The sequence below is a fragment of the Oceanobacillus sp. FSL W7-1281 genome (assembly GCF_037969835.1).
GTDB lineage: Bacteria > Bacillota > Bacilli > Bacillales > Amphibacillaceae > Oceanobacillus > Oceanobacillus oncorhynchi.
The window spans coordinates 3,091,002-3,113,126 of record NZ_CP150214.1 but is presented as its reverse complement, the minus strand read 5'-3'; the positions used below and the strand labels follow the sequence as shown (position 1 = coordinate 3,113,126).

The 22,125-nt window shown below is 39.9% G+C and carries 22 protein-coding genes; 19 read left to right on the top strand and 3 right to left on the bottom strand.

Annotated features, from left to right (window positions below):
• The first annotated feature begins 315 nt into the window (after positions 1-315).
• From ylbD to coaD, 6 genes are all read left to right on the top strand, one after another.
• Entirely contained in the window at positions 316-738 is a 423-nt protein-coding gene (gene ylbD / locus MKX55_RS15440) for a spore coat protein YlbD (RefSeq protein ID WP_339178419.1), read from the top strand.
• Between the two features lie 10 nt (positions 739-748).
• Positions 749-982, top strand: coding sequence for a YlbE-like family protein (locus MKX55_RS15435; protein ID WP_042535220.1), 234 nt, complete (start codon positions 749-751; stop codon positions 980-982).
• Positions 983-1,153: 171 nt separating this feature from the next.
• Positions 1,154-1,591 carry a YlbF family regulator gene (locus tag MKX55_RS15430; protein WP_339178416.1) on the top strand — a complete coding sequence of 146 codons (438 nt, stop codon included), beginning with the start codon at positions 1,154-1,156 and terminating at the stop codon, positions 1,589-1,591.
• Between the two features lie 116 nt (positions 1,592-1,707).
• Positions 1,708-1,980, top strand: coding sequence for a DUF2129 domain-containing protein (locus MKX55_RS15425; RefSeq protein WP_042535218.1), 273 nt, complete (start codon positions 1,708-1,710; stop codon positions 1,978-1,980).
• A 296-nt stretch (positions 1,981-2,276) separates the two neighbouring features.
• A complete protein-coding gene (gene rsmD / locus MKX55_RS15420) occupies positions 2,277-2,846 on the top strand; it encodes a 16S rRNA (guanine(966)-N(2))-methyltransferase RsmD (protein ID WP_339233417.1) in 570 nt (189 codons plus the stop codon).
• A gap of 3 nt (positions 2,847-2,849) precedes the next feature.
• Entirely contained in the window at positions 2,850-3,332 is a 483-nt protein-coding gene (gene coaD, locus MKX55_RS15415) for a pantetheine-phosphate adenylyltransferase (protein WP_339238543.1), read from the top strand.
• Between the two features lie 96 nt (positions 3,333-3,428).
• On the opposite strand, the gene ylbJ is transcribed toward coaD, so the two are convergent.
• Positions 3,429-4,637, bottom strand: coding sequence for a sporulation integral membrane protein YlbJ (gene ylbJ, locus MKX55_RS15410; RefSeq protein WP_339178410.1), 1,209 nt, complete (start codon positions 4,635-4,637; stop codon positions 3,429-3,431).
• 290 nt (positions 4,638-4,927) lie between these two features.
• Here ylbJ and MKX55_RS15405 point away from each other — a divergent pair, with 290 nt between their 5' ends.
• Positions 4,928-5,947, top strand: a complete 1,020-nt coding sequence (locus MKX55_RS15405; RefSeq protein WP_339185276.1) for a SepM family pheromone-processing serine protease — start codon at positions 4,928-4,930, stop codon at positions 5,945-5,947.
• 94 nt (positions 5,948-6,041) lie between these two features.
• Here MKX55_RS15405 and MKX55_RS15400 read toward each other — a convergent pair whose 3' ends face one another.
• On the bottom strand, positions 6,042-7,247 hold the full coding sequence (locus MKX55_RS15400) for a nucleotidyltransferase (RefSeq protein WP_339233416.1): 1,206 nt from the start codon (positions 7,245-7,247) through the stop codon (positions 6,042-6,044).
• A gap of 291 nt (positions 7,248-7,538) precedes the next feature.
• On the opposite strand from MKX55_RS15400, the gene MKX55_RS15395 reads away from it, so the two are divergent.
• From MKX55_RS15395 to MKX55_RS15380, 4 genes are all read left to right on the top strand, one after another.
• Positions 7,539-8,069 carry a YceD family protein gene (locus MKX55_RS15395; RefSeq protein ID WP_339178407.1) on the top strand — a complete coding sequence of 177 codons (531 nt, stop codon included), beginning with the start codon at positions 7,539-7,541 and terminating at the stop codon, positions 8,067-8,069.
• A 46-nt stretch (positions 8,070-8,115) separates the two neighbouring features.
• Positions 8,116-8,289, top strand: a complete 174-nt coding sequence (gene rpmF / locus MKX55_RS15390) for a 50S ribosomal protein L32 (RefSeq protein WP_042535209.1) — start codon at positions 8,116-8,118, stop codon at positions 8,287-8,289.
• Positions 8,290-8,488: 199 nt separating this feature from the next.
• The gene (locus MKX55_RS15385; protein ID WP_339233414.1) at positions 8,489-9,694 is read left to right on the top strand and encodes an ISL3 family transposase; all 1,206 of its coding nucleotides are present in this window, start codon (positions 8,489-8,491) and stop codon (positions 9,692-9,694) included.
• A gap of 144 nt (positions 9,695-9,838) precedes the next feature.
• On the top strand, positions 9,839-10,300 hold the full coding sequence (locus MKX55_RS15380; RefSeq protein WP_042535207.1) for an RsfA family transcriptional regulator: 462 nt from the start codon (positions 9,839-9,841) through the stop codon (positions 10,298-10,300).
• 60 nt (positions 10,301-10,360) lie between these two features.
• Here MKX55_RS15380 and MKX55_RS15375 read toward each other — a convergent pair whose 3' ends face one another.
• Entirely contained in the window at positions 10,361-10,843 is a 483-nt protein-coding gene (locus MKX55_RS15375; protein ID WP_042535205.1) for an N-acetyltransferase, read from the bottom strand.
• A 329-nt stretch (positions 10,844-11,172) separates the two neighbouring features.
• Between MKX55_RS15375 and MKX55_RS15370 the strand changes: the two genes are divergently transcribed.
• The 8 genes from MKX55_RS15370 (at position 11,173) to MKX55_RS15335 (ending at position 22,122) form a co-directional block, all read left to right on the top strand.
• Positions 11,173-11,553, top strand: a complete 381-nt coding sequence (locus tag MKX55_RS15370) for a DUF3397 domain-containing protein (RefSeq protein WP_339233412.1) — start codon at positions 11,173-11,175, stop codon at positions 11,551-11,553.
• 282 nt (positions 11,554-11,835) lie between these two features.
• A complete protein-coding gene (gene bshC / locus MKX55_RS15365; RefSeq protein WP_339233410.1) occupies positions 11,836-13,464 on the top strand; it encodes a bacillithiol biosynthesis cysteine-adding enzyme BshC in 1,629 nt (542 codons plus the stop codon).
• 195 nt (positions 13,465-13,659) lie between these two features.
• Positions 13,660-14,091: a division/cell wall cluster transcriptional repressor MraZ gene (gene mraZ / locus MKX55_RS15360; RefSeq protein ID WP_339178401.1), complete on the top strand. Its 432-nt coding sequence runs from the start codon at positions 13,660-13,662 to the stop codon at positions 14,089-14,091.
• Positions 14,092-14,132: 41 nt separating this feature from the next.
• On the top strand, positions 14,133-15,110 hold the full coding sequence (gene rsmH, locus MKX55_RS15355) for a 16S rRNA (cytosine(1402)-N(4))-methyltransferase RsmH (RefSeq protein ID WP_339238541.1): 978 nt from the start codon (positions 14,133-14,135) through the stop codon (positions 15,108-15,110).
• Complete coding sequence (ftsL, locus tag MKX55_RS15350) at positions 15,110-15,484, top strand: cell division protein FtsL (protein ID WP_339178400.1); 375 nt, start codon at positions 15,110-15,112, stop codon at positions 15,482-15,484. Before rsmH ends, ftsL begins: the two co-directional genes overlap by 1 nt.
• A 17-nt stretch (positions 15,485-15,501) precedes the next feature.
• Positions 15,502-17,787 (top strand): penicillin-binding protein, encoded by a 2,286-nt coding sequence (locus MKX55_RS15345; protein WP_339233408.1) that lies wholly within the window; start codon positions 15,502-15,504, stop codon positions 17,785-17,787.
• Positions 17,788-18,553: 766 nt separating this feature from the next.
• The gene (locus MKX55_RS15340; protein ID WP_339178395.1) at positions 18,554-20,488 is read left to right on the top strand and encodes a stage V sporulation protein D; all 1,935 of its coding nucleotides are present in this window, start codon (positions 18,554-18,556) and stop codon (positions 20,486-20,488) included.
• A 152-nt stretch (positions 20,489-20,640) separates the two neighbouring features.
• Positions 20,641-22,122 carry a UDP-N-acetylmuramoyl-L-alanyl-D-glutamate--2,6-diaminopimelate ligase gene (locus tag MKX55_RS15335; protein WP_339178394.1) on the top strand — a complete coding sequence of 494 codons (1,482 nt, stop codon included), beginning with the start codon at positions 20,641-20,643 and terminating at the stop codon, positions 22,120-22,122.
• Positions 22,123-22,125: the final 3 nt, after the last annotated feature.

Here is a 22,125-nt window from a genome sequence, read left to right as displayed (position 1 = left end):
AAGCAAATGAAACATATTTCTTCAAAGATGGGAGCGGGCATCTCTTCGGCGAGAATACCGGCGTTTTAAAGACCAAGCGGTATACTGAGTTTTCTTGTATAGAAAATAATAAGCCAATAGCACATTTTCAACCGATTTACATAGGTTATTGTAGGAAGTTATAAATAACGCTTAGCAGGCTGAGCCTCACAAATAAAGGATTACTTTCATTGGGACTGGTAGTAGAATTGCGATTACTCGTTCCAACAAAACCATGCACATACTGTAGCTTTAATAACTGTATGCCCCTAAAGTGTAAAAAGGACGGTGAAAAAAATGAGTCAATTACATCCTAGTGTTGCAGCATTTAAAGCCTTTGTGAACCGACATCCTAAGTTATTGGAGGAAATTAGAAAAAGCGGCAGGGGATGGCAGGAGTTTTATGAAAAGTGGGCAATTTTAGATGAAGATGACCCGTTTTGGGATGAATATAAAACGGAAGAAAATGCGGCAGAAACAGAATCAAAGAGTCAGGGAGAATCAACAAATCAAGAAAGCAAAAAAAGTAAGAAAACAGATCATTCTGACATTATCAGGCAGATTGTAGACTATACGCAAAACTTAGATTCGGAAAAAGTACATGGACAAATCGAACAATTAAGTAAAGCGATTGGTGTTGTTCAGGAAATGATTGGTGATATGAAAAAGCCTTCCGCTAATAAAGCACCCCGGGCTCCTTTTTCACTAAGAAAAGATTAGAGGGGATAACATGGATAATGACGTCATTGCCTACCTTAGAAAAAATCCGGAACTTGCTGAATTTGTCCGATACCATCCTATTTGGTATCGTTATTTGATGCGCGACCCCGGCCGTCTCACAGAATTGAAAAAAGAAGCAAAAAAATTTTATGGAAAAACATTTCCTCAAAAAGTGAATACCTTCTCGAATCAATTACAAATGGTAAGAATGTTCGCAGAGATGGCTAAATCGATGAAAGATTGAAGTCAGCTCTGTTTTCTTTCGAATAATAAAATGGTATGATAAAAAGGATAACTATTACTTGAGGATGCAGTAAAATGAAAGAACATCTATTTTAATAGGAAATGGCATAAACCTTACTAAGAGATTGTTTCTCTTGTTTACATTTATTCATTTATTCGCGGAGGTGTGGAAATGATTGCTACAATGGAATATGTAGATATATTAGATGAGTCGGAGCTTGTCGGAAAAATGATCCTGCAGTCCGATATCATGCAGCAATACCAATCGGCTAAGAAAGTATTGGATGAAGATAAAGAAGCGCAGAAGCTGATTAGAACATTTGCAGATGTTAAAGAGCACTATGAAGATGTGCAGCGGTTCGGCAGGTATCATCCCGATTATTATGATATTATGAAGCAGGTCCGTTCCAAAAAAAGGGATATGGATTTGAACGACAAAGTAGCTGCTTTTAAAATTGCTGAAAGAAATTTGCAAAATTTATTGGATGAAGTCAGCCAGTTCGTAGCAGAAAGTGTCAGTGAGCAAATTAAAGCTCCTAAAGACGGTGCAGCGTTAACAGACAGCGGCTGTGGCTGCGGCAGCGGCGGAGCTTGCGGCTGTGCCTCGTAAAATGAAACTTCCTTCCGCAGGGGGGCCAGACGGTTATTTGTGATAAGACGTAAAGCAGGGTCCAGAAAGCGGACTGCCTGCTTTATACATATAGAAATAAAAGGAGGGATGACAGCATGGTAGAAAGGCAAGGAATTGTTGTCTGGTTTCAACATATGAAGAATGTCAGGCAGCTAAAAAAACATGGTCATCTTATTCACGTATCTAAAAAGCATCGCTATGCGGTTATTTACGTTAATCGCGAGGATATTGATGCTATTGAGAAAAAATTTAATCAGTTTGCTTTTGTTTCTAAAGTGGAACGTTCTCAAAAGCCGTTTATTCCGACAAACTATGAAAACGCGAAGCCGGATAAGGCGAAGCAATACGATTATAAAATGGGAATTTAAAGAAGACATCTAAAAAGAATTATATCAAATAAAAAGAAAAAACCTGCAGTCAAAATTACTGCAGGTCCTTTTATTTTTATAAAAAATAAAAGGCTAAAGGGAGAGGAGAAACCGGATGAAGAGCTTATGGGGAAGAATAAGCCTTCTTCCGTTTCAACTAAATCATATTTAGCTGAATCATTATGATAGTATAGACAAAGTAAAAAATAATATACATGACGAATAAAAATAATTTGCTAAAGCGTCGAATCGTGGTAGACTATTGACGAGCTAAAAGAAGCTGAGGTGATTCAGAAGTGCGCGTTATAGCAGGAATACATAAAGGAAGAGCGTTAAAAAGTGCAGCTGGTGAGTCTACAAGACCAACTTCTGATAAAGTAAAGGAAGCTGTGTTTCAAGTGATGGGTCCTTACTTTTCAGGAGGACTAGCTTTAGATTTATTTGCGGGAAGCGGGTCTCTGGGAATCGAAGCATTAAGCAGAGACATGTCTAAGGTGATTTTCGTAGATAAACATCCCAAGGCAGTTCAAATCATTAAAGAAAATTTGAAATCGCTCCAATTAGAAGCGCAGGCAGAGGTCTATCGAAATGACGCAGAGCGTGCTTTAAAAGCCATCGCCAAACGAGAAATACAATTTGATTTAGTGCTTTTAGATCCGCCGTACAAAAGTAAAGATTATATGAAATTACTTGATTATCTGCTCGATAACAAAATGCTGAATAAGAATGCGATTGTCTATTGTGAGCACGATAAGACCAACATGCTGCCGGATACGTATAAGTCCTTGAAAGCAATCAAACAAGCAGATTATGGCGGTTTAGTTCAAGTTACGATTTACCAATCAGATAAAAGAGAGGAAGCATAAATGATGAGGAAATTAGCGATATGCCCCGGGAGTTTCGATCCGGTAACGAATGGCCATCTGGATATTATCAGACGCGGTGCTAAAGTGTTTGAAGAGATAGTAGTTACCGTGTTTAATAATCAATCGAAATCTCCACTCTTTACAGTAGAAGAAAGAATGCAGTTATTAGAAGAATCATTGAAGGACCTGCCAAATGTACGGGTCGATTCTTCGAGCGGATTACTCATGGATTATGCGGAAGAAGTAGGAGCTACTGCAGTTATTAGAGGATTGCGGGCAGTCAGTGATTTTGAATATGAGATGCAGATTACGTCGATGAACCGGAAGTTAAACGAAGACGTGGAAACCTTATTTATGATGACAAACACAAAATATTCTTTTTTAAGCTCAAGTATGGTAAAGGAAGCGGCTAAATACCAGGGAAATATTTCTGGTCTTGTTCCAGATGTGGTGGAAACGGCACTGAAGCAGAAATATAATCAATAAAGAAATAACGAACGGACGCGGATTTCATTCGTTACATATTTTCAGAAGAAGAGAGAGTCAGCGATCAAGCGGCTCTTTCTTCTTCTATAGGGAGAATTATTTTTTTCTGACTTTATTAATAAGGATGAAAATAGCAGCCCCTAAACTGATGATTGTCAGGCTTGGCCCAATTGCCTGTAATAGATAGTATATTTGTATCCCGATGGGGGTCTCTTGTATTGTGCCGGCAGGAATCTCGTTAGAATGAAAAACGATTCGATCCAGGTATAACGGTTTGTATAATAAAATAGTTAAAATCACAGCAAAAGTTCCGTGTAAAAGCCGGGCGAAGAAATAAGGATAGAAACGGATATCTGTCTTGGCTAAGATGCTGGCTACCTGTGCTTGGATGGATAATCCATTAAAGCCAAGGATGAAGCTGATCAAAATTGCTTTTTGTAATAAAGAATCTGTGGTGATCTGTGAAATTAAGTTTGATCCGACGGTAATTTCAAATAAACCAGAAATAAATGGAAGTCCCAGCTCTTTTGGCAGATCAAAAACAGGGAAAATCGGTTCAATAAACGCTGATATAAAAGATGTGATGTCCATCAGGAAAAGCAATTTAATAAGAACGGAAAAGAGAATAATAAATCCCCCGACCATAACAAGAGTCTGAATCGAATTTAATACCGCATCCCCTAATATTTCTCCAAAAGGCCGGGGATTTCTTAACCGATTTCGATGCATCTCTTGAAATGCTTTTTTCAGCGAAAAGGGCTGTCTCTTTTGTTTGGTAATCTGCTTTTCCTGCTTTCGCCCATGAAAACGCATAACGATCCCGACGATCGTATTAGCTCCGTAATGACACACAGCCAATAGAAGTCCCAGTTTAATATTATAAAAAAAGCCTGCAGAAATGGCGCCGAATATAAAGAGCGGGCTTGAATTATTGGTGAAAGACACTAATCTTTCAGCTTCTATCTGTGTGACTTGTTTTTCTTCACGAAGTCTTGCTGCTATTTTGGCTCCGGTAGGATAACCGCTGGCCATTCCCATAATCCAGCCGAAGCTGCCGGCACCGGGGATATTAAAAAGCGGCCGCATGATGGGCTCAAATAAAATGCCTAGAAATTTCACTACGCCAAAAGCTAATAATAATTCAGCGGTTATGAAAAAAGGAAGCAAAGATGGAAATACGACCTCCCACCACATATTTAATCCACGGATTGCTGCTTCTAATGCTTGATCTGGAAAACGTATTAAACTAAAAAACAAAAAAATGGATATGCCGCCATAGCCTAGTGTTTTCAGCTTTTGCTTCAATCTGGTGTCCCCCTATTAGTGCGTGTTTAAAAAATGGATGTATTATTTTGATTCGTTTTTTTTGAACATCCTTTATTCGTTAGAAGAAAGTATCCTTATGCTGTTTTTATCTTCCTGTTATGAAGTCTCATTCTGTACAATTATGGCAGGAAGTAGTAGAATAATGCTAGCTTGTCCGATGTATCGTTTCAATAAAAAAGTTGATATATATGATATATACGCGAATACCATCTAAAAATATGCCATAGATATATTTTTAGTAAGAGTGTCAGGAAGGGGAATAAGCAGTGTTGCGATTATCAAAACGGAGGATTATAGGATTATTAGCGGTTGTACTGATTGTTTATTTTTTGGGAGTGTATCAATTGCCGTATTATATACAAAAACCAGGCGGAGCCGATGCATTAGATCCCATTGTCGAAGTGGACGACGGCTATCCAAGTGAAGGGGATATGCATTTAGTGACCGTCAGCGGTATGCAGGCAACCCCTATTTTATATGCTGCAGCCTTCGTCCTTCCTCATCAGGATATTCTTCCTTTAGATCAGGTTTTCCCGGAAGGAATGTCGCAGGAAGATTATATGGCAGCACAGCTTCAGGTAATGGAAAGCTCTCAGGAAGCTGCAACTGTGGTAGCCTATGAAACAGCAGAAAAAGATATAGATATCCACTTTAATGGCGTCTATGTGGTTGCTGCGGTGGATGGCTTGCCTGCAGATGGTAAATTAGAGAGTGGAGATCGTATCATTGGAATTGATGATGCAGAAGTGCATGAATCTCAGGATTTGATTGATTATATTGATGGAAAAGAAGCCGGAGATACAGTGACAGTTTTGTTTGAAAGAGATGATGAAGAACACACTGCCGAGATGGAATTAGAACCGTTGGATGATGAAGGAACTCGTGTGGGTGTTGGAATAAATCTTGTCACAGATCGTGAAGTAACTGTAAATCCAGAAGTTCATTTTTCCAGCGGTAATATTGGCGGCCCGAGTGCAGGGCTCATGTTTTCATTGGAAATCTATGATCAGTTAACAGAGGGGGATTTAACCGGCGGCAAGCAAATCGGCGGAACTGGTGAAATTGACTATGAAGGAAATGTCCATCGAATTGGCGGGATAGATAAAAAAGTTGTCGCTTCCGATAGAGAAGACGTTGATATTTTCTTCGCTCCAAATGAAGGCGGCCGGGAAGGCTCCAATTACCAAGTGGCAGCAGAAACAGCAGAAAGTATCGGGACAGATATGGAGGTTGTTCCGGTGGATACGTTTGAAGATGCTGTAGAATATTTAGAAAGTGTTAATGAATAAACGAATTAAATAAAAGAGGATTTCCGTATCATAATGAAGACGGAAATCCTCTTTTTTGTAACGTCAGAAAGAATTGCTTCAACAAAATGAAGTTTCACTTTATAATAATCGGCGGTTTAATCTCCTGTAAAAAGAAGTCTCTTTGTTTCTTACCGGGTAAAATACTGTAATACGCTTTCGCAGCCCGTTCCTCGATTTCCAGGAAGGGGTGTTTGATTTGATTTATTTTTGTAATAAACGGAAGCTCCGCTTTCTTTTTCTGCTGATTAAGATAAGCCTGGCCGGTTTTATTCATGGCCAGTACCTTTATATAACCTGCCTGGGTACCAAGTATATTATCTTCTTTTCTTGTATTAGTTAAAATATGGACAAAAATACGTTGAAGCCTTGTCCATGTGTAACGTTTTGTTTTTAAAGCAGTCATCCATCCTTGAAAAGAGGAAGCTTCCATAGCTGTGCGTGCAATGCGATGCTCCAGCCCCTCAACAACCCCTTCTATCTGCTGCAATTCTGCTAAGGTCATTGTTTGTACTCGATATTTCAAAAAAGAGAAATATAACTCCCAATCATGCCAGTAGCCTGAGGCGCTTTTATAGCTCTGTAAAATATCTGATGTGGTCTCCGGCATGGCTTCAGCAGCTGCTTTGCTGGCAGATGGGTTATTCAGCACTTCTTTTCGGATACTTGTTGCGCTGGCTATATTTCCAGTAATAGCAGTATCGTGATAATTATTCTCGATTCGTTTTATAGTGATTGGTTTTATTGGATAATGGGCGTCTTTAATTGCCCGGACATAACTTAGTCCTAAAATATTATTTGGTCTGGACACATCCAATATATCAGATATACCAAAAATATGCTGATATGCTTTTGTTGCTGCATCTGGATAGGCATGTCCCTTATTTAAATATTCTTTTACAAAGGCTTCGTATTGATGCTGATGTACTTTCTGGAGCTGATAAGCATCGGAAAAAGCATCGATTTTGCCTGCTTCACTTCCGAAGCATACAGCACTGACGCCGGAATGATAAAGCATATCGATTGCTCCTTTGGCGAAATAATCGCTGTGTTGTACAGCATAGACATACGGCAGCTCAACAACTAAATCAACGCCTCCAAGGATGGCCGCTTTGGCCCGGTTGTATTTATCCATAATAGCCGGCTCGCCGCGTTGCAAAAAATTCCCGCTCATAACCGCAACAATACAGTCTGCATCGGTTTCTTCCCTGGCTTTTTTTAAATGATATTGATGTCCGAAATGGAAAGGATTGTATTCAACTATTAAACCGCAAGCTTCCATACACTCACCTCTATTTTTTCAAGTAGCTTTATTTTAACATATTCCGGAATTTGTAGGACGAAAAGAGAAATAGAATGACAAAATGACAAACTGCCGTTAGAATGGTTTTAACTGTTGTTTTTTATACACTGTATCAGGGAATACTACGTATGTATGGAAGATTTAGCAATTGGCAAGCCGGCAAGGGCTGGCAGAGCTATAGTCCAACTTATACCTGTGGTGTAAAGAAAATATATTGACAAACGAAGCATTTTCTTTTATCATTTATCTTGTTGCCTAGAGGTGATTTTAATGAAATTAACTGTTAATCAGATTAGAAAAGGTTCCGTAAATGAGCCATATTTCTTTGATAATCAAACCGATGTGTCAGAACTGGAAACGATGAATAATGATATACGAAAAATCGCTCCAGTACATGTGACCGGACAAGTGGTTGTGCATGGGGAAGAGTTCTATGTGAATTTTCATATAACAGGAGAAATGACACTCCCGTGCGCACGTACATTGGTGGATGTTCCTTATCCATTTGAAATAGATGCAAATGAGGTTTTCTCAGCATCTCCTTATTATGGAAGTGAGGAAGAAGAACAAGAAATTCATCCTATTCGGGGAGAAGTTCTTGACTTAACACCATATATCAAGGAAAATATATTATTGGAAATTCCATTCCGCGTTTTTGCAGAAAACGCTGATTCGGATGAGGCAGCCCCTTCCAGCGGGAAGGACTGGGAATTTGTATCTGAGACAAAGGAAGAGAAGCCCATCGATCCAAGATTGAAAAAATTGGAGTCTCTCCTTAATAATAACCAGAAAGAAAAATAAGAATCTGATTCAAGTTTTACTTTCATTTTTGAAGGAGGTGTAAGTCATGGCAGTACCTAAAAGAAGAACTTCCAAAAAAGTAAAGAACCAACGTCGTACGCATAAAAAACTACATGTACCTGGTATGGTAGAATGCTCCAACTGTGGCGAATTAACGAAACCTCACCATGTTTGCAAAGCATGTGGAAATTATGATGGAAAAGAAGTTATCAGCAACTAACTTTAATTAACGAAAACAGATCACATTGCGTGGTCTGTTTTTTTCGTTTTCCTCCACGTATATATTTTTTGGCTCTATACTGAATGTGGTGGTGCCCTCCGTTCCATCGCCAGATGGAACGGAGACAAAAAAATACACTCTATTTCCTCTCTCTGGTAACCTTGAGTTGTCGAGACAAAAGGAATGGGAGAGGAAAAGAGTGCATCATCATTTTATCACAGAGTTGTTAGGAATTAAAGATACGCATGTAGATGTGTGGGATATCAGAGAAGAAGAAAGTTATTTTATTGCAGAATTATTCACGAAACAGCGTATGCAGAAATGTCCTTTTTGCCGTAAAAGAACCAAGCGGATACATGGCTATCGTTGGCAAAGCATTCAAGGACCAGCGTTTACAACCAAGGAAGTTCATCTTTCCCTGCGAAAACGACGTTATATTTGCACGTCGTGTCATCACACATTTTATGAGCGTCTACAAATGATTCATCGGTATCAACGTTGTATGGCGAGTGTGCAAACGACAGCGATGATGCATGCAGCGGTGAGTTCCTTTCGTACAGCGGCGCTAGTAACCGGAGTAACAGTGAATCGTGTCTTACGGTGGTTTGATCAGAAGGAGTTAACTACCAGCAAAGTGTTGCCGCGAGTCATTGCGATCGATGAGTTTAAAGGTGACGCGGATGGAGAGAGGTTTCAATTGAATGTGGTCGATGTGGAGAACCGAAGAATTATCGATATCTTGCCAAATCGAAAAGTGGAAACCATTGAAGCGTACTTAAAGTCCTGTGATACAGGTAAAGTAGAAATGGTAGTAATGGATTTATCTCAAGCGTTTAAACAAGCAATTCGAAAAGCACTGGGAAATCCTCTGATTATCGCTGACCGTTTTCACTTTATGCGTCAGGCCTATTGGGCTCTAGATGAGGTCCGCCGTGAAGTTCAAAAGGAGCTGCCCAAGAAAGATCGAATTCGAATGAAACGTTCCAAAAAACTTCTGTGGAAATCATGGACAACCTGTTCAGATGATCAGAAGAAGAAAGTCGAGCAATTATTAAGGATAGATCCCCGCTTAAAGGAAGCTTATGGTTTAAAGCATGAATTGGATACGTGGTTTAAGGAAAGTGATGCGCACAACGCAACTGCTGGATTAGAAGCGTGCCTGGAGAAGTTGAATGCATCCGCGTTAGAGGGATTTCATCGTGTCGCACGTACATTTAAAAGATGGCAACAAGAAATTCTGCATTCTTTTATGTATCCCTTTAATAATGGCTACATAGAAGGCGTTAATAATACGATTAAAGTATTAAAAAGATTATCTTATGGGATTAAACAGTTTGATCGAATGAGAAAGAAAATTCTATGGCAACAAGAGGTAAAGCTTGTCTTAAAGCAAGCTTATAAATAAAGAGGTGGAGGAATGATATTCCACCACCACATTTGACATAGAACCTATTTTTTTAAGAGCTTTCTGGATATTTTTAATATAAAACGATTCTAGCATACCTATTTTTTGCATACATTGATAGCAAACCCTAATAGGAGGTATGTTATGAACGATACAAGACAGGACGCTTGGACAGAAGAAGAGGACAGATTGTTAGCAGATACCGTACTTCAATGTATTCAGGAAGGGAGAACCCAATTAGAAGCTTTTAAGGAAGTTGCTGAAAAATTATCCAGAACATCTGCAGCATGCGGGTTCCGCTGGAATGCGAAAATAAGAAAGCAATGCCAGGACCAGGTGCAGGCTGCGAAGGACAAAAGAAAAGCAGGGTTAAAGCAGCGAATTGCCTACCCAGCTATCGAAACCTCATCGATTCAATCTATTGATGCAGCTATTCAGCTGCTAGAAAAAATGCGGACAGATATTCCGCAGCAGGATGATTTTGTGAAGCGGGAAGAAGTAGATAAAATCTTAAAGGAAAACAAAGAGTTAAAAAAGCAGATGGAGAAATATGAAATGGTGTGGGGAAAAATAAATCAACTTATTCATACAGTCTCCAATCCATAAGTGCCCCAGATAAAGGGGATGCCTTCATTTAATCTTATATGATGCAAAAAAGCACGAAGCTTATTGCTTCGTGTCTTTTTCTTCAACGCCCTCAGGCAGCCAGAGCAGTGGATTTTCTCCTAAATCGCGTTCCATTTCATAATGTGGTTTGATGAAATCCATCTTTTCCCAAAATCCATGCGAATTAATACGTGGACTTGTTTTAATAGGAAGGTTAAAGCTTTTTGCAAAATCTACAAGCGCTTTTCCATAGCCTTTTCCTTGATAATCGGGAAGCACTTCTAATTTCCAAAGTGTCAAATAATCCTGAGAAGGCTTAAAGTAAAAATCATACTTCCTGCTCACTTCATAAAGACTCATTCTGGCTACTAAATTATCCCCGATATAAATTCCATAAAAAGGAGACTTACTATTATTCTCGATAATCTTATTCTCTAAATCTTCCATCATGGTCAATTCCTGGTTTCCATATTCACGAAAACGCTTAAATTTTTCTAGTGTTTTAAAATTAATCAGTAAATTTTCTATCTTTATATTTCCCATGTTAAACCCTCCTGAATAATTATCCTGTTATCAAAGATGAATGTAGATTTCCTTCTCTGTCTAAATTATAATACATAGGAGACAAATTTAAAATTATTTCTGTTATATTTATATTAGAAAACTTTTGCATTCATTAAAAGGAAGACTTGAAAGCGGGCTTAGTTTTCTAAAAATCGCTTCTGTTCAGAAGTGCATTTATAGGCGGACAGACGCCGGGGTTATGCAGTGGATACCGATACTGGTGCATTATGTCAAAATAAACTTGCATACATCAAAGCGGTCATCTTAACTTGATAGAAATAAATTGTTTATAGGCAGGGAGGAAAAGGATGAGAGATTATATTTATTATACAATAGCTCTTTTTATTGCATTCCCATTTATCATTACTTTTTTAGCATATGGGATAACGAAGTTCCGGAAACAACATACATGGAAAGCTGTACATAATGCTGTCCAGTGGTCAGCAATCTTTTTTATCTTAGGTGTAGGCGTCTTACTGCAGCTTTTGTTTGATCGAAGCTTTTTTGGCTGGATAATCCTGCTGTTTCTGATAAGTTTGACGGGGATATTGATTCATCAATATCAGAAACAAAGTGATGTAGAGATTTCAAAAGCAATTAAAATTGTTTGGAGAAGTGCATTTTTATTATTCTCTTCTGCTTATCTTGTTTTAAGTCTTGTTTATATTATCAAAGAAGTATTATCTTAATATGTGCAGTCAGAATATAGGTAACCAGTTAAGGGCGCAGGGGCTGGAAGGAAAGCTGTCTCTGCAAGCTTTTTTTGCTTTCGGGAAAATGCTCTGCCAGCCCGGCCACGATGCGGAGAATGAAAAGCTCCCCTTGAATAGAGATTCTTTTTCTCATTTGAGATAAAATAAACTTCTTCTGAAAAATGTTTATTCGTTTCCCCGGAAGCAGATTAGTTTGATTCTTGCTGTTTTTTCTGTACAATACGGAATGTATTCAAATCGATATAAGGGGAAAATGATATGCAGATAAATTCGTTAACTTTGCCTGCTGCCAACAGGTTAGTAGCTGATTATAAAAAAGAAGCAGAAAATATAACACAGTTGTTTGATTACCATCCATATAAGGATTTTCATAAACGATTACAAGATGTAGCTGAAAAAGATTTTGACCGGCATGGGCTGACGAATGTATTACATACATTAAACAAAGAATGGGGAGCGCCGGAAGAAACACTCAAACAAATTGAACGTTTAAACGATCAACAGAGTACGGTTGTTATCGGCGGACAGCAAGCTGGCCTTTTGACAGGACCTATTTATACAATCAATAAAATTATTTCTATTCTTGAACTGGCAAAACAGCAGGAAAAACTATTGGAAGCACCAGTTGTCCCGGTTTTTTGGATTGCTGGTGAAGATCATGATTTTGAGGAAATCAATCATATTTACTGTCCGAAAGACGATGGAGATTTTCACAAGCTAAAACTGCGGACTAAAAATATAGACGCGAGGAAAAAGGCTGTTTCGGAATTAGAAATGGATAAGAAAGAACTCTCAAAATGGGTGGAAGCTGTATTTGAAGCTTTGCCTGAGACAGCACATACAAGAGACATCTACACAGTGATTCAGGAAATACAACAAAAAGCTTCTAATTACATTGATTTTTTTGCACGGCTTATTTTTGCACTATTTCCAAATCAAGGGATTGTATTGGTGGATTCTGGCAACCCAGCATTTCGTAAACTGGAATCAAAGTGTTTTGTGGAATTAATTCAGAATCAATCTCAAATCAGCGGTTCCGTAGTCAAAACGCTGGAAACGTTAGAAAAGCATCAATATCCGCTTGCTATTGAAGCAGATACATCAGATGGGAATATATTTTACCATGATGATATACAAGGAAGAATTTTGTTGAACGTAGACGAGAGCGGAAACTGGGTCGGGAAGCAGCAGGAGGTTTCCTTCACGGTGGAGGAGCTTAAGGATATTGCCAGAAATACACCGTGGAAACTAAGCAATAATGTGGTAACAAGACCAATTATGCAAGAGTATATGTTTCCTACGCTGGCTTTTATAGCCGGTCCCGGGGAGATAGCTTATTGGGCTGGATTAAAGGCGGGTTTTCATGTAATGAACCTGCAAATGCCGCCAGTTGTGCCAAGATTTTCCCTGACTTTTTTAGACGCAGCTACGAAAAAATTAGTCACAAAATATCAGCTGACGGTGAAAGATGTTATCTTAAATGGCGTTCAAGCGACGGTAAAAGATTACATGGAAAGAAATGGTCAACAGGAAATTGATCAAATAACAGAAGACGTGGCGGAGAAGATTAAAGAAGCGCATCAGCCAATTCGGGAGATGGCTTCTGAAATGGGCGATGATATTCAGGCGCTGAGCAAAAAGAATTTAGCTTATTTATTAGAGGATATTCAATTTATGAACAAGCGGTTCCATAAGGAATTTGAAAAGAAGCATTCTAAAGTTTTACGTGAATTTAATCAGCTGGAGCAAGTGCTTCATCCGCATGGAGGCTTGCAGGAGCGTGTTTGGAATCCATTATTCTTATGGAACCACTATGGTACAGAATTTATTTCACAGCTGACTGCCTTTTCATTTGATATGGAACAAGGGCATTGGGTGGTTGAATAAAATCCCCCACAACTCACCACCACAACTATATAGTTGGAAGAAAAACTGTCTATCTATTGATATGGCAGTTTTTTTCATGTCTTAAAAAAAGATATAAAACACAATGGAAAAGAGAAATAAAATATTTTTGAAGAAATAGTGGAGCATAGTGGGGGGATGTGGTATTATGAATTTACGAAAGTAGGGGGCGTCTATATGTTCATGGGAGAATTCCTGCATAGCATTGATACAAAAGGACGAATCATTGTCCCTTCCAAGTTCAGAGAAGAATTAGGGACAAGTTTTGTATTAACGCGTGGACTCGATAAATGTTTATTCGCATACCCTAAGCAAGAATGGGAAATTTTAGAAGGAAAGTTAAAGAAACTCCCACTGACTAAAAAGGATGCCCGGGCTTTTACACGTTTCTTTTTCTCTGGTGCTGTGGAATGCGAAGTGGATAAACAGGGAAGAATAAATATTCCTGCGAATCTTCGGACCTACGCTAATTTGGAGAAGGATTGCAATGTGATTGGTGTTTCCAATCGTGTGGAGCTTTGGGCGAGCGATCATTGGAATACGTATGTGGAAGAATCTGAAGAATCGTTTGCCGAGATTGCGGAGAACCTAATGGATTTTGATATTTAATTTGAACACGCATTATAAGGATAAAAAAGTTGGTGGCTAAGATGTTTGAGCATTACAGTGTTTTAAAAGAAGAAACAATAAAAGGATTAAAAATAAAGCCGGATGGTACTTATGTAGACTGTACGGTTGGAGGCGGCGGTCATTCCTTAGAAATTGCCTCAAGATTGAATGAAAACGGCAGGCTTTTTGCTTTTGATCAAGATATTCAGGCATTAGAAGCTGCTCAGGAACGCTTACGTATACATCAAGAAAAAATTACATTTATACACTCTAATTTTCAAGGACTGGAAAAAAGTCTGTCAGAGCTTGGGGTGGTACAAGCTGATGGAATTCTTTTTGATTTAGGGGTTTCTTCCCCGCAATTAGATCAGGCAGACAGAGGTTTCAGCTATCACCAGGATGCGAAATTAGATATGCGTATGAACCAATCTCAGGTTCTCACTGCATATAAAGTGGTGAATGAATGGACCTATGAACAATTGGTATCTATCTTTTTTCGATACGGTGAGGAGAAATTTTCCAAAGGGATTGCCCGGAAAATTGAAAAAGCAAGAGAGGAAAAACCGATTGAAACGACCGGAGAACTGGTAGACATTATTAAAGACGCGATACCTGCACCCGCCAGAAGAAAAGGCGGCCATCCGGCAAAACGTATTTTCCAGGCGATACGAATCGCTGTAAATGATGAGCTGGAAGTGTTTAACCAGGCACTTCATCAGGCTGCGGAATTGACAGGCGTAAATGGAAGAATTGCAGTCATCACATTCCATTCATTAGAGGATCGTCTTTGTAAGCAGGCTTTTAAAACATGGAGTACAGATAAACCTGTACCCAGGAACCTTCCTATTGTCCCGGAAACACACCAGGCTCCATTTAAATTAATAACCAGAAAACCAATAATAGCTCATACGGAAGAGCTGGATGAAAATAGACGATCGCGTTCGGCCAAGTTGCGGATTGTCGAAAAAATAAATGAATGGAATAATGATTTCCGTTATGAAGAAGGGTGGAAAAAGTAATGAGTGAAAATCAGGCTAGAAAGTGGCAAGTAAATCCCCAATATAATCCCCAAGAAGAATCTAAAACGATAGTCAAAAAGGTAAAGAAAACACCTTGGATCAGTAAAGGCGAAAAAGTGATTTATTCGGTTACCAGTGCTGCGATTTTAGTATTTGGGATCGGAATGGTTTCCTACGCTTCTGGGACAGACAGCTTAAATCGGGAAGTGCAGCAATTAGAAAACTCCATAAACCAGCAAAAAATCGTAAATGAAAACTTAAATTTTGAGAGAGAGGAACTGTCGCGTCCAGAGAGAATCACAGAGATTGCAGAGAAAAACGGTTTGAAAATCCAAAATTCGGAAGTGAAACAAGCAGAAACAGTTAACAACTAGCAAGGGGTTTCTTGAACATGAAAAAAAATAAGACGGCAAATGTCATGGCTAGCATTTATATGCTAGTTTTCGTTGCTTTATTCCTTGTGCTTGCAGGCAGGTTTATGTATATACAGGCAACGGGCGAAGTTAGCGGCGTTGCATTGGATGAATGGGCAGAAAACCAGCGGACAACCTCCTATAAGATGAATGCAGAGCGTGGACAAATCATGGATAAGAATGGCATGGTATTAGCTTATGACCGTCCGGCGTATCGGATGTATGCCATCTTAGATGAAGGATACTCAGAAAATTCACCGGAAGCCCTGCACGTTTCAGACACGGAGGAAACAGCGGAAGAATTGGCATCTATTTTAGATGAGGAAGAAAGTGAAATAAAAGGGATACTGGATGAAGCGGTAGAAGCGGAGAGATTTCAGGTTGAATTTGGTCAGCTGGGACGTCAGCTGTCTCAACAAGAAAAAGAAGCCATTGAAGAAGCAGAAATTCCAGGTATCTACTTTGACGAAGAGCCGATGCGGTATTATCCAAATGGTATGTTTGCTTCACATATTATTGGTTTTGCCCGCGAAGTGGAAGAAGAAACCGAAGATGGCATTGAACATAGCATCACCGGTGTAACTGGAATGGAAAATGTCATGAATGAGGTCCTTGGAGGGAAGGATGGATTTATTTCCTATCAGCGTGACCGTTTTAACAGCAAACTATTGGATCCTGATGAAATTATTCAAGAGCCGGAGGACGGGGATCAGGTTTATTTAACCATTGATCAAAAAATCCAAACCTTGCTGGAGGATTTAATGACGCAGGTAGATGAACAATATAATCCTGTAAAAATGAATGCAATTATTATGGATCCGAAAACGGGTGAGATTATGGCGATGAGTACACGGCCAAGTTTTAACCCGAATAGCCCTGAAAATGTAGAGAATTGGTATAATGATCCGATTTCTTCTCCATTTGAGCCTGGATCAACATTTAAAATATTTACTTGGGCAGCAGCGATTGAAGAAGGTGTCTATAATGGAGAAGAGACATTTGAATCGGGAACGTATCAGCCTAACGAAAGAATTGAGGAAATCAGAGACCACAACCAAGGGGAAGGCTGGGGAGATATTTCCTATGATGAAGGATTTATGCGTTCTTCCAACGTAGCTGCTTCTAAATTGCTTTGGGAAGATATTGGCGCAGATGAATTCTATGAATATATTCAGGCATTTGGTTTTGAAGAACCTACCGGGATCGATCTTCCAGATGAATCTGTCGGCCGGATACAATACAATTGGCCATCCGAAAAATTAAGAACGGCTTTTGGTCAAGGGACAACCGTTACCCCAATACAGCAGATGAGAGCTGCTTCAGCTATCGCAAATGACGGACAAATGGTAAAGCCGTATGTAGTGGATAAAATTGTTGATTCCACGACAAACAATGTACTGGAAGAAACTGAATCGGAATACACCGGCCAGCCAATTTCACCGGAAACTGCAGAAGAAATGAAAGAATTGCTTGCTTCTGTAGTGAATGATGAGGATGGAACCGGCGCCCCATATAAATTAGATGATTATGTGGTCGGAGGCAAAACTGGAACCGCACAAATGCCGGACCCTGAAGGCGGCGGCTATTTAACTGGAAAAGAAAATCATGTATTTTCCTTTTTAGGGATGGCTCCAATGGATGATCCCCAGTTAATGGTTTATGTATCTATCCAGCAGCCGGAATTGGAGGATACAGAATCAGGTTCTGCCCCGCTTGCATTTATCTTTAATAATGTGGTAGAAAATAGCCTTCATTATTTAGATGTAGAGCCGGAAGAAGATGAATCTAACAAGATTCAAGAGGTGGAATTTCCTGAAGTAGCAGAGCAATCTGCAGAAAGTGTTCAGTCTGAATTAGAGGAGCAAGGAATCCAGCCAATTCTCATTGGCGAGGGAGAAACCATTGTTGCCAGTAATGTGGAAGCAGGAGAGAGAATACTGCCAAATGAAAAAGTTCTATTGCTTACAGATGAACCAACGATGCCTGATATAACAGGCTGGTCGTTAAGAGAAGTGATGAGCTTTGCTGATCTGCTGAACCTGCAGACAGAAAGATTCGGTAATGGTTATGTCACCTCACAGGGTATTGAAGTTGGAAAACCAATTCAGGAAGGTGACTATTTAGGTTTTGAATTAGAAGTTCCTTCCGGAGAATCATCTGAAACATCATCTGATGAAAACGATGATGATAACGCAGGTGAAGAGGAAGCAGAAGAAGGAAATAACAACGACGAAGCAGAGAACGAAGAAACCGAAGAGGAATAGAGCAAAGGCTTGCTGAAAAAAGATTACTTTTTCAGCAAGCCTTTTTTTATAAAATAAGAATTTTTATAAAAAATAGCTGGGGATACCCGCTCCAACGGGTTTCATGGGGTGAGCAATCTCAGGACCCGGAAATACACTCCGCTTTCCGGAGGCCCCGAGCTCAGCCCCCTTTAAAGAAGACTTGCTGATTGGCAAGCCGTCAGGCGCAGACAGAAGCATGGTCGCACTTATGCCCTGCGGGTAGAAAAAAGAAGTTCACTTTTTTTGCGGGGTCTTCACACTGGGACTGGGACTGCGATTATTCGTCCCACTGAAAACCATTGCAATTACTTGCCCATCCAAATGCGTCACTAGAAACAGATTCTTTTCTTTGAAAGAAAGCAAATAAAACATATTCCTTCAAAGATGGGAGCGGAGGGAAGTCGACTCCTGCGGGAAAAGCAACAGGTGAAGACCCCGCAGAAAGCGGTCTTCTTTCGAGGAGGCTGAACGTTGCCCGCGGAAAGCGACTTCCCGGAGCGGACATCTCCTTGGCAAGAACACCGATGTTTTAAAGAACAAGCGGTGTTCTTGGTTTTTCTTAGTGAAATTTATAGTCCTGTGACTTTCTTGGTATTTCTTATAAGCAGTTTTATATATGAAGTGAATTTTAGAAAAATCTATTCGCGGCAGAAATACATGAGGGACAAGTAGAAAAGATAGCTTGTTCTATTCCATTTTTTACATTCATATAGTGGATACAAAGCAGGTTGAAAGGAGTTCTTTCATGAAACGCGCATCCACCATTATCATAAAAAAACGAATGATTACTGTTTTTTTATTTGCGATTCTAATTTTTCTGGTTATTATTGCAAGATTAGCCTATGTTCAACTGGTATTAAGCGATGATTTATCTGACAGTGCCAATGATTTATGGACAAGAGATATCACTTTTGCTGCAGAAAGAGGGTATATCCTTGATTCGGAGGGGGAAATCCTTGCAGAGAATGTAACTGCTCCTACGGTATTATTGATGCCGCGGCAAATTAAAGAACCGGAAAATACAGCGAAGCTTCTGGGGGAGGTCCTTGGCGTTCCAGAGGAGAGAATGCTGGAATTAGTTACACAGAATTCATCCAGTGTGATGGTGCGTCCTGAAGGTATTAAAATAAATAATGAGCAGGAGCAGGCCGTTCGAGAACTGGATTTGGACGGTGTTTATTTAGCGAAGGATTCCAAGCGTCACTATCCAAATAACAGTGCTTTATCACATGTGCTCGGATTTACAGGAATTGATAATCAAGGGTTAATGGGACTTGAATTATACTATGATGATAAATTAAAAGGAGAAAATGGGAGGCTCTCATTTTATTCCGATGCCAAAGGTGGAAGATTAGAGCAGCTGGCAGACGAATATACATCTCCAAAAGATGGTTTGAATTTAAAAACAACGATTAATAACAAAGTAACTACCATTATGGAAAGAGAGTTAGACCAGATTGTAGCGGAATATAATCCGGATGGGGCGATGGCCATTGCGGTTGACCCTAAAACAGGCGGTGTGCTGGGGATGTCCAGCCGTCCAAATTTTGATCCGGAAAATTATCAGGACGTGGATGCATCTATATTTGGCAGGAATTTGCCTATTTGGAGCACCTATGAGCCAGGGTCAACCTTTAAAATAATTACGTTAGCTGCTGCTTTAGAAGAGGGAGTCGTTGATTTAGAGAAAGATCGTTTTTACGATGACGGCGATATTAAAGTCGGCGGAGCAACGATTCATTGCTGGAAACGCGGCGGGCATGGAGACCAGTCGTATCTTGAGGTTGTTCAGAATTCCTGTAACCCGGGATTTGTTAATTTAGGACAAATGCTTGGTACAGAAAAGCTTTTTTCTTATATCGATGCCTTTGGTTTTGGGAGGAAGACAGGGATTGATTTGCAGGGAGAAGGAAACGGAATCCTATTTAAGCCAGAAAATGTCGGTCCTGTAGAGCTGGCAACCACATCCTTTGGACAGGGTGTTTCGGTAACGCCGATTCAGCAGGTGATGGCTGTTGCAGCAACGGTAAACGGCGGTTATTTATACGAACCGATGATTGCGAAAGAATGGGTTGACCCTGTAACGGGAGAAGCAGTTGAAACCTATGAGCCGCAATTAAAGGAACAAGTTATTTCCCAGGAGACATCCGAAACCATTCGGGAAACCTTAGAGACGGTAGTTGCCCAGGGAACAGGCAGACCTGCTTATGTCGATGGATATCGTGTCGGCGGGAAAACGGGGACCGCTCAAAAGGTAGGACCGAACGGCGGATATTTAGAAAATAACTATATTGTATCCTTTATTGGCTTTGCACCGGCGGACGATCCGGAAATTGTTGTTTATCTCGCTGTCGATAATCCAAAGGATACGATTCAATTTGGCGGTGTTGTTGCTGCGCCAGTTGTCGGAACGATTATTGGTGACAGCCTCCGGGCGATGAATGTAGAACCGCGGACAGATGGATTAGAAAAAGAATATGCCTGGCCGGATCAGCCTAAAATTGAAGTGCCGGATTTTATAGGTGAAAGTACAGATAAACTGGCGGAGTATCCGTTAGATCTTTCCATTGAAGTAAACGGTGAAGGGGATGAAATCATTGACCAATCCCCAAGTGCGGGAACAATGCTGGAATCTGGAAGTACGATTCGATTAATATTAGGTCATAAAAATAATCGTTAAATCGTTAAAAATTTGCTATAATAGATTCTGTTGTAAGAGGATGTTTAACAAGTCCAGCAAAAATGTGAACAGAACATTCATGACAACCCTCTTAAACGATAGTTTTTTCGAGAATACATTAAAAGGAAAAGAACAGAAATAGGGTGTAAAAAATGAGACTAAAAGAATTATTGGATGGAATCGAATTCTATCAAACATCAGAATCTATTAAAGATATAAATATTGTCAATGTAGAAATGGACTCCAGAAAAGTAGAGCCGGGGAGCTTATTTGTCTGTATTGAAGGCTATACCGTGGACGGCCATAATTTTCTGCAGCAAGCGATAGACAAAGGTGCTGCGGCTGCAGTTATTTCCAGGGACGTAAACGTCAGCGGTGATATTCCGCTTATCCGGGTCAGAGACACGGGACGCGCCTTGGCGATGCTGTCAGCCGCATACTATGATTATCCAACAACGAAATTTCCGCTGATTGGGGTCACCGGTACAAATGGTAAAACAACCACGACTTATTTATTAGATACTATTTTTGAAAAACAGGGTAAAAAATCGGGTGTCATTGGCAGCATCCAAGTAAAAATTGGCGATGAAACATTTCCAGTAAATAATACGACACCTGATGCATTAGAGCTAAATCGCATCTTTCATCAAATGCAAAAAAAAGAAACAGACCAGGTTATCATGGAGGTTTCTTCGCATGCTTTAGACATGGGAAGAGTTTTTGGCTGTGATTATGACATTGGTATTTTTACAAATCTGTCGCAGGATCATCTCGATTATCATAAAGATATGGATGATTATTTGCGGGCAAAGAGTCTTCTCTTTGCCGGTTTAGGGAATGACTATCATCAAGGGAAGAAAAAATATGCAATTATCAATGAGGATGATGCTTCAAGCGACTTATTAAAACGAAGCACAGCGCAGCAGGTATTAACATACAGCTGCAAGCAGGATGCGGATATAATGGCAAAAAATATTATGCTTTCCCCTGCCGGTGTGGCATTTAACCTTGTGACTCCAGTGGGCACAGTTCATATTAAAACTGGTTTAATCGGTATGTTCAATGTGTATAATATGCTTGCGGCAAGCGGCGCTGCTATCGCATCGAAGGTGGATTTAGATGTGATTAAAGAAGCCCTGGAGGATACAAAAGGGGTAGATGGCCGGTTTGAACCGATTAATGAGGGTCAGGATTTTTCTGTCATTGTTGATTTTGCGCATACACCGGATTCATTAGAGAATGTGCTTCAAACGAGCCGGGAATTTGCAGAGCGTAAAGTATATGTAGTTGTGGGCTGCGGTGGGGACCGCGACCGTACTAAACGGCCGTTAATGGCTGATGTTGCTGTTAAGTATGCGGACCATGCGCTGTTCACATCTGATAATCCGCGTACAGAAGACCCGGTACAAATCCTGGATGATATGACAAGTCATTTAACGGAAGAGGTAGCGACCTTTGAAGTGATTGTAGACCGGACAGAAGCTATTAAGCATGCAGTGAAGCTTGCTCAAAAGGATGATATTATTTTGATTGCGGGCAAGGGACATGAAACCTATCAAATCATCGGCAAGAAAAAATTCGATTTCGACGATCGCCAAATTGCCCGGGAAGCAATTAAAGAGAAAGGGGAGTAAGAG

Coding starts and splice junctions, on each gene's coding strand:
- MKX55_RS15400 (WP_339233416.1), bottom strand. CDS start 7,247: ATGGAAGCTTGCGGTTTAATAGTTGAATACAATCCTTTCCATTTCGGA.
- MKX55_RS15335 (WP_339178394.1), top strand. CDS start 20,641: ATGAGACTAAAAGAATTATTGGATGGAATCGAATTCTATCAAACATCA.
- ftsL (WP_339178400.1), top strand. CDS start 15,110: ATGAGTGAAAATCAGGCTAGAAAGTGGCAAGTAAATCCCCAATATAAT.
- MKX55_RS15370 (WP_339233412.1), top strand. CDS start 11,173: ATGAGAGATTATATTTATTATACAATAGCTCTTTTTATTGCATTCCCA.
- MKX55_RS15345 (WP_339233408.1), top strand. CDS start 15,502: ATGAAAAAAAATAAGACGGCAAATGTCATGGCTAGCATTTATATGCTA.
- MKX55_RS15340 (WP_339178395.1), top strand. CDS start 18,554: ATGAAACGCGCATCCACCATTATCATAAAAAAACGAATGATTACTGTT.
- MKX55_RS15425 (WP_042535218.1), top strand. CDS start 1,708: ATGGTAGAAAGGCAAGGAATTGTTGTCTGGTTTCAACATATGAAGAAT.
- mraZ (WP_339178401.1), top strand. CDS start 13,660: ATGTTCATGGGAGAATTCCTGCATAGCATTGATACAAAAGGACGAATC.
- coaD (WP_339238543.1), top strand. CDS start 2,850: ATGAGGAAATTAGCGATATGCCCCGGGAGTTTCGATCCGGTAACGAAT.
- MKX55_RS15435 (WP_042535220.1), top strand. CDS start 749: ATGGATAATGACGTCATTGCCTACCTTAGAAAAAATCCGGAACTTGCT.
- MKX55_RS15375 (WP_042535205.1), bottom strand. CDS start 10,843: ATGGGAAATATAAAGATAGAAAATTTACTGATTAATTTTAAAACACTA.
- bshC (WP_339233410.1), top strand. CDS start 11,836: ATGCAGATAAATTCGTTAACTTTGCCTGCTGCCAACAGGTTAGTAGCT.
- MKX55_RS15380 (WP_042535207.1), top strand. CDS start 9,839: ATGAACGATACAAGACAGGACGCTTGGACAGAAGAAGAGGACAGATTG.
- rpmF (WP_042535209.1), top strand. CDS start 8,116: ATGGCAGTACCTAAAAGAAGAACTTCCAAAAAAGTAAAGAACCAACGT.
- MKX55_RS15430 (WP_339178416.1), top strand. CDS start 1,154: ATGATTGCTACAATGGAATATGTAGATATATTAGATGAGTCGGAGCTT.
- MKX55_RS15395 (WP_339178407.1), top strand. CDS start 7,539: ATGAAATTAACTGTTAATCAGATTAGAAAAGGTTCCGTAAATGAGCCA.
- rsmH (WP_339238541.1), top strand. CDS start 14,133: ATGTTTGAGCATTACAGTGTTTTAAAAGAAGAAACAATAAAAGGATTA.
- ylbD (WP_339178419.1), top strand. CDS start 316: ATGAGTCAATTACATCCTAGTGTTGCAGCATTTAAAGCCTTTGTGAAC.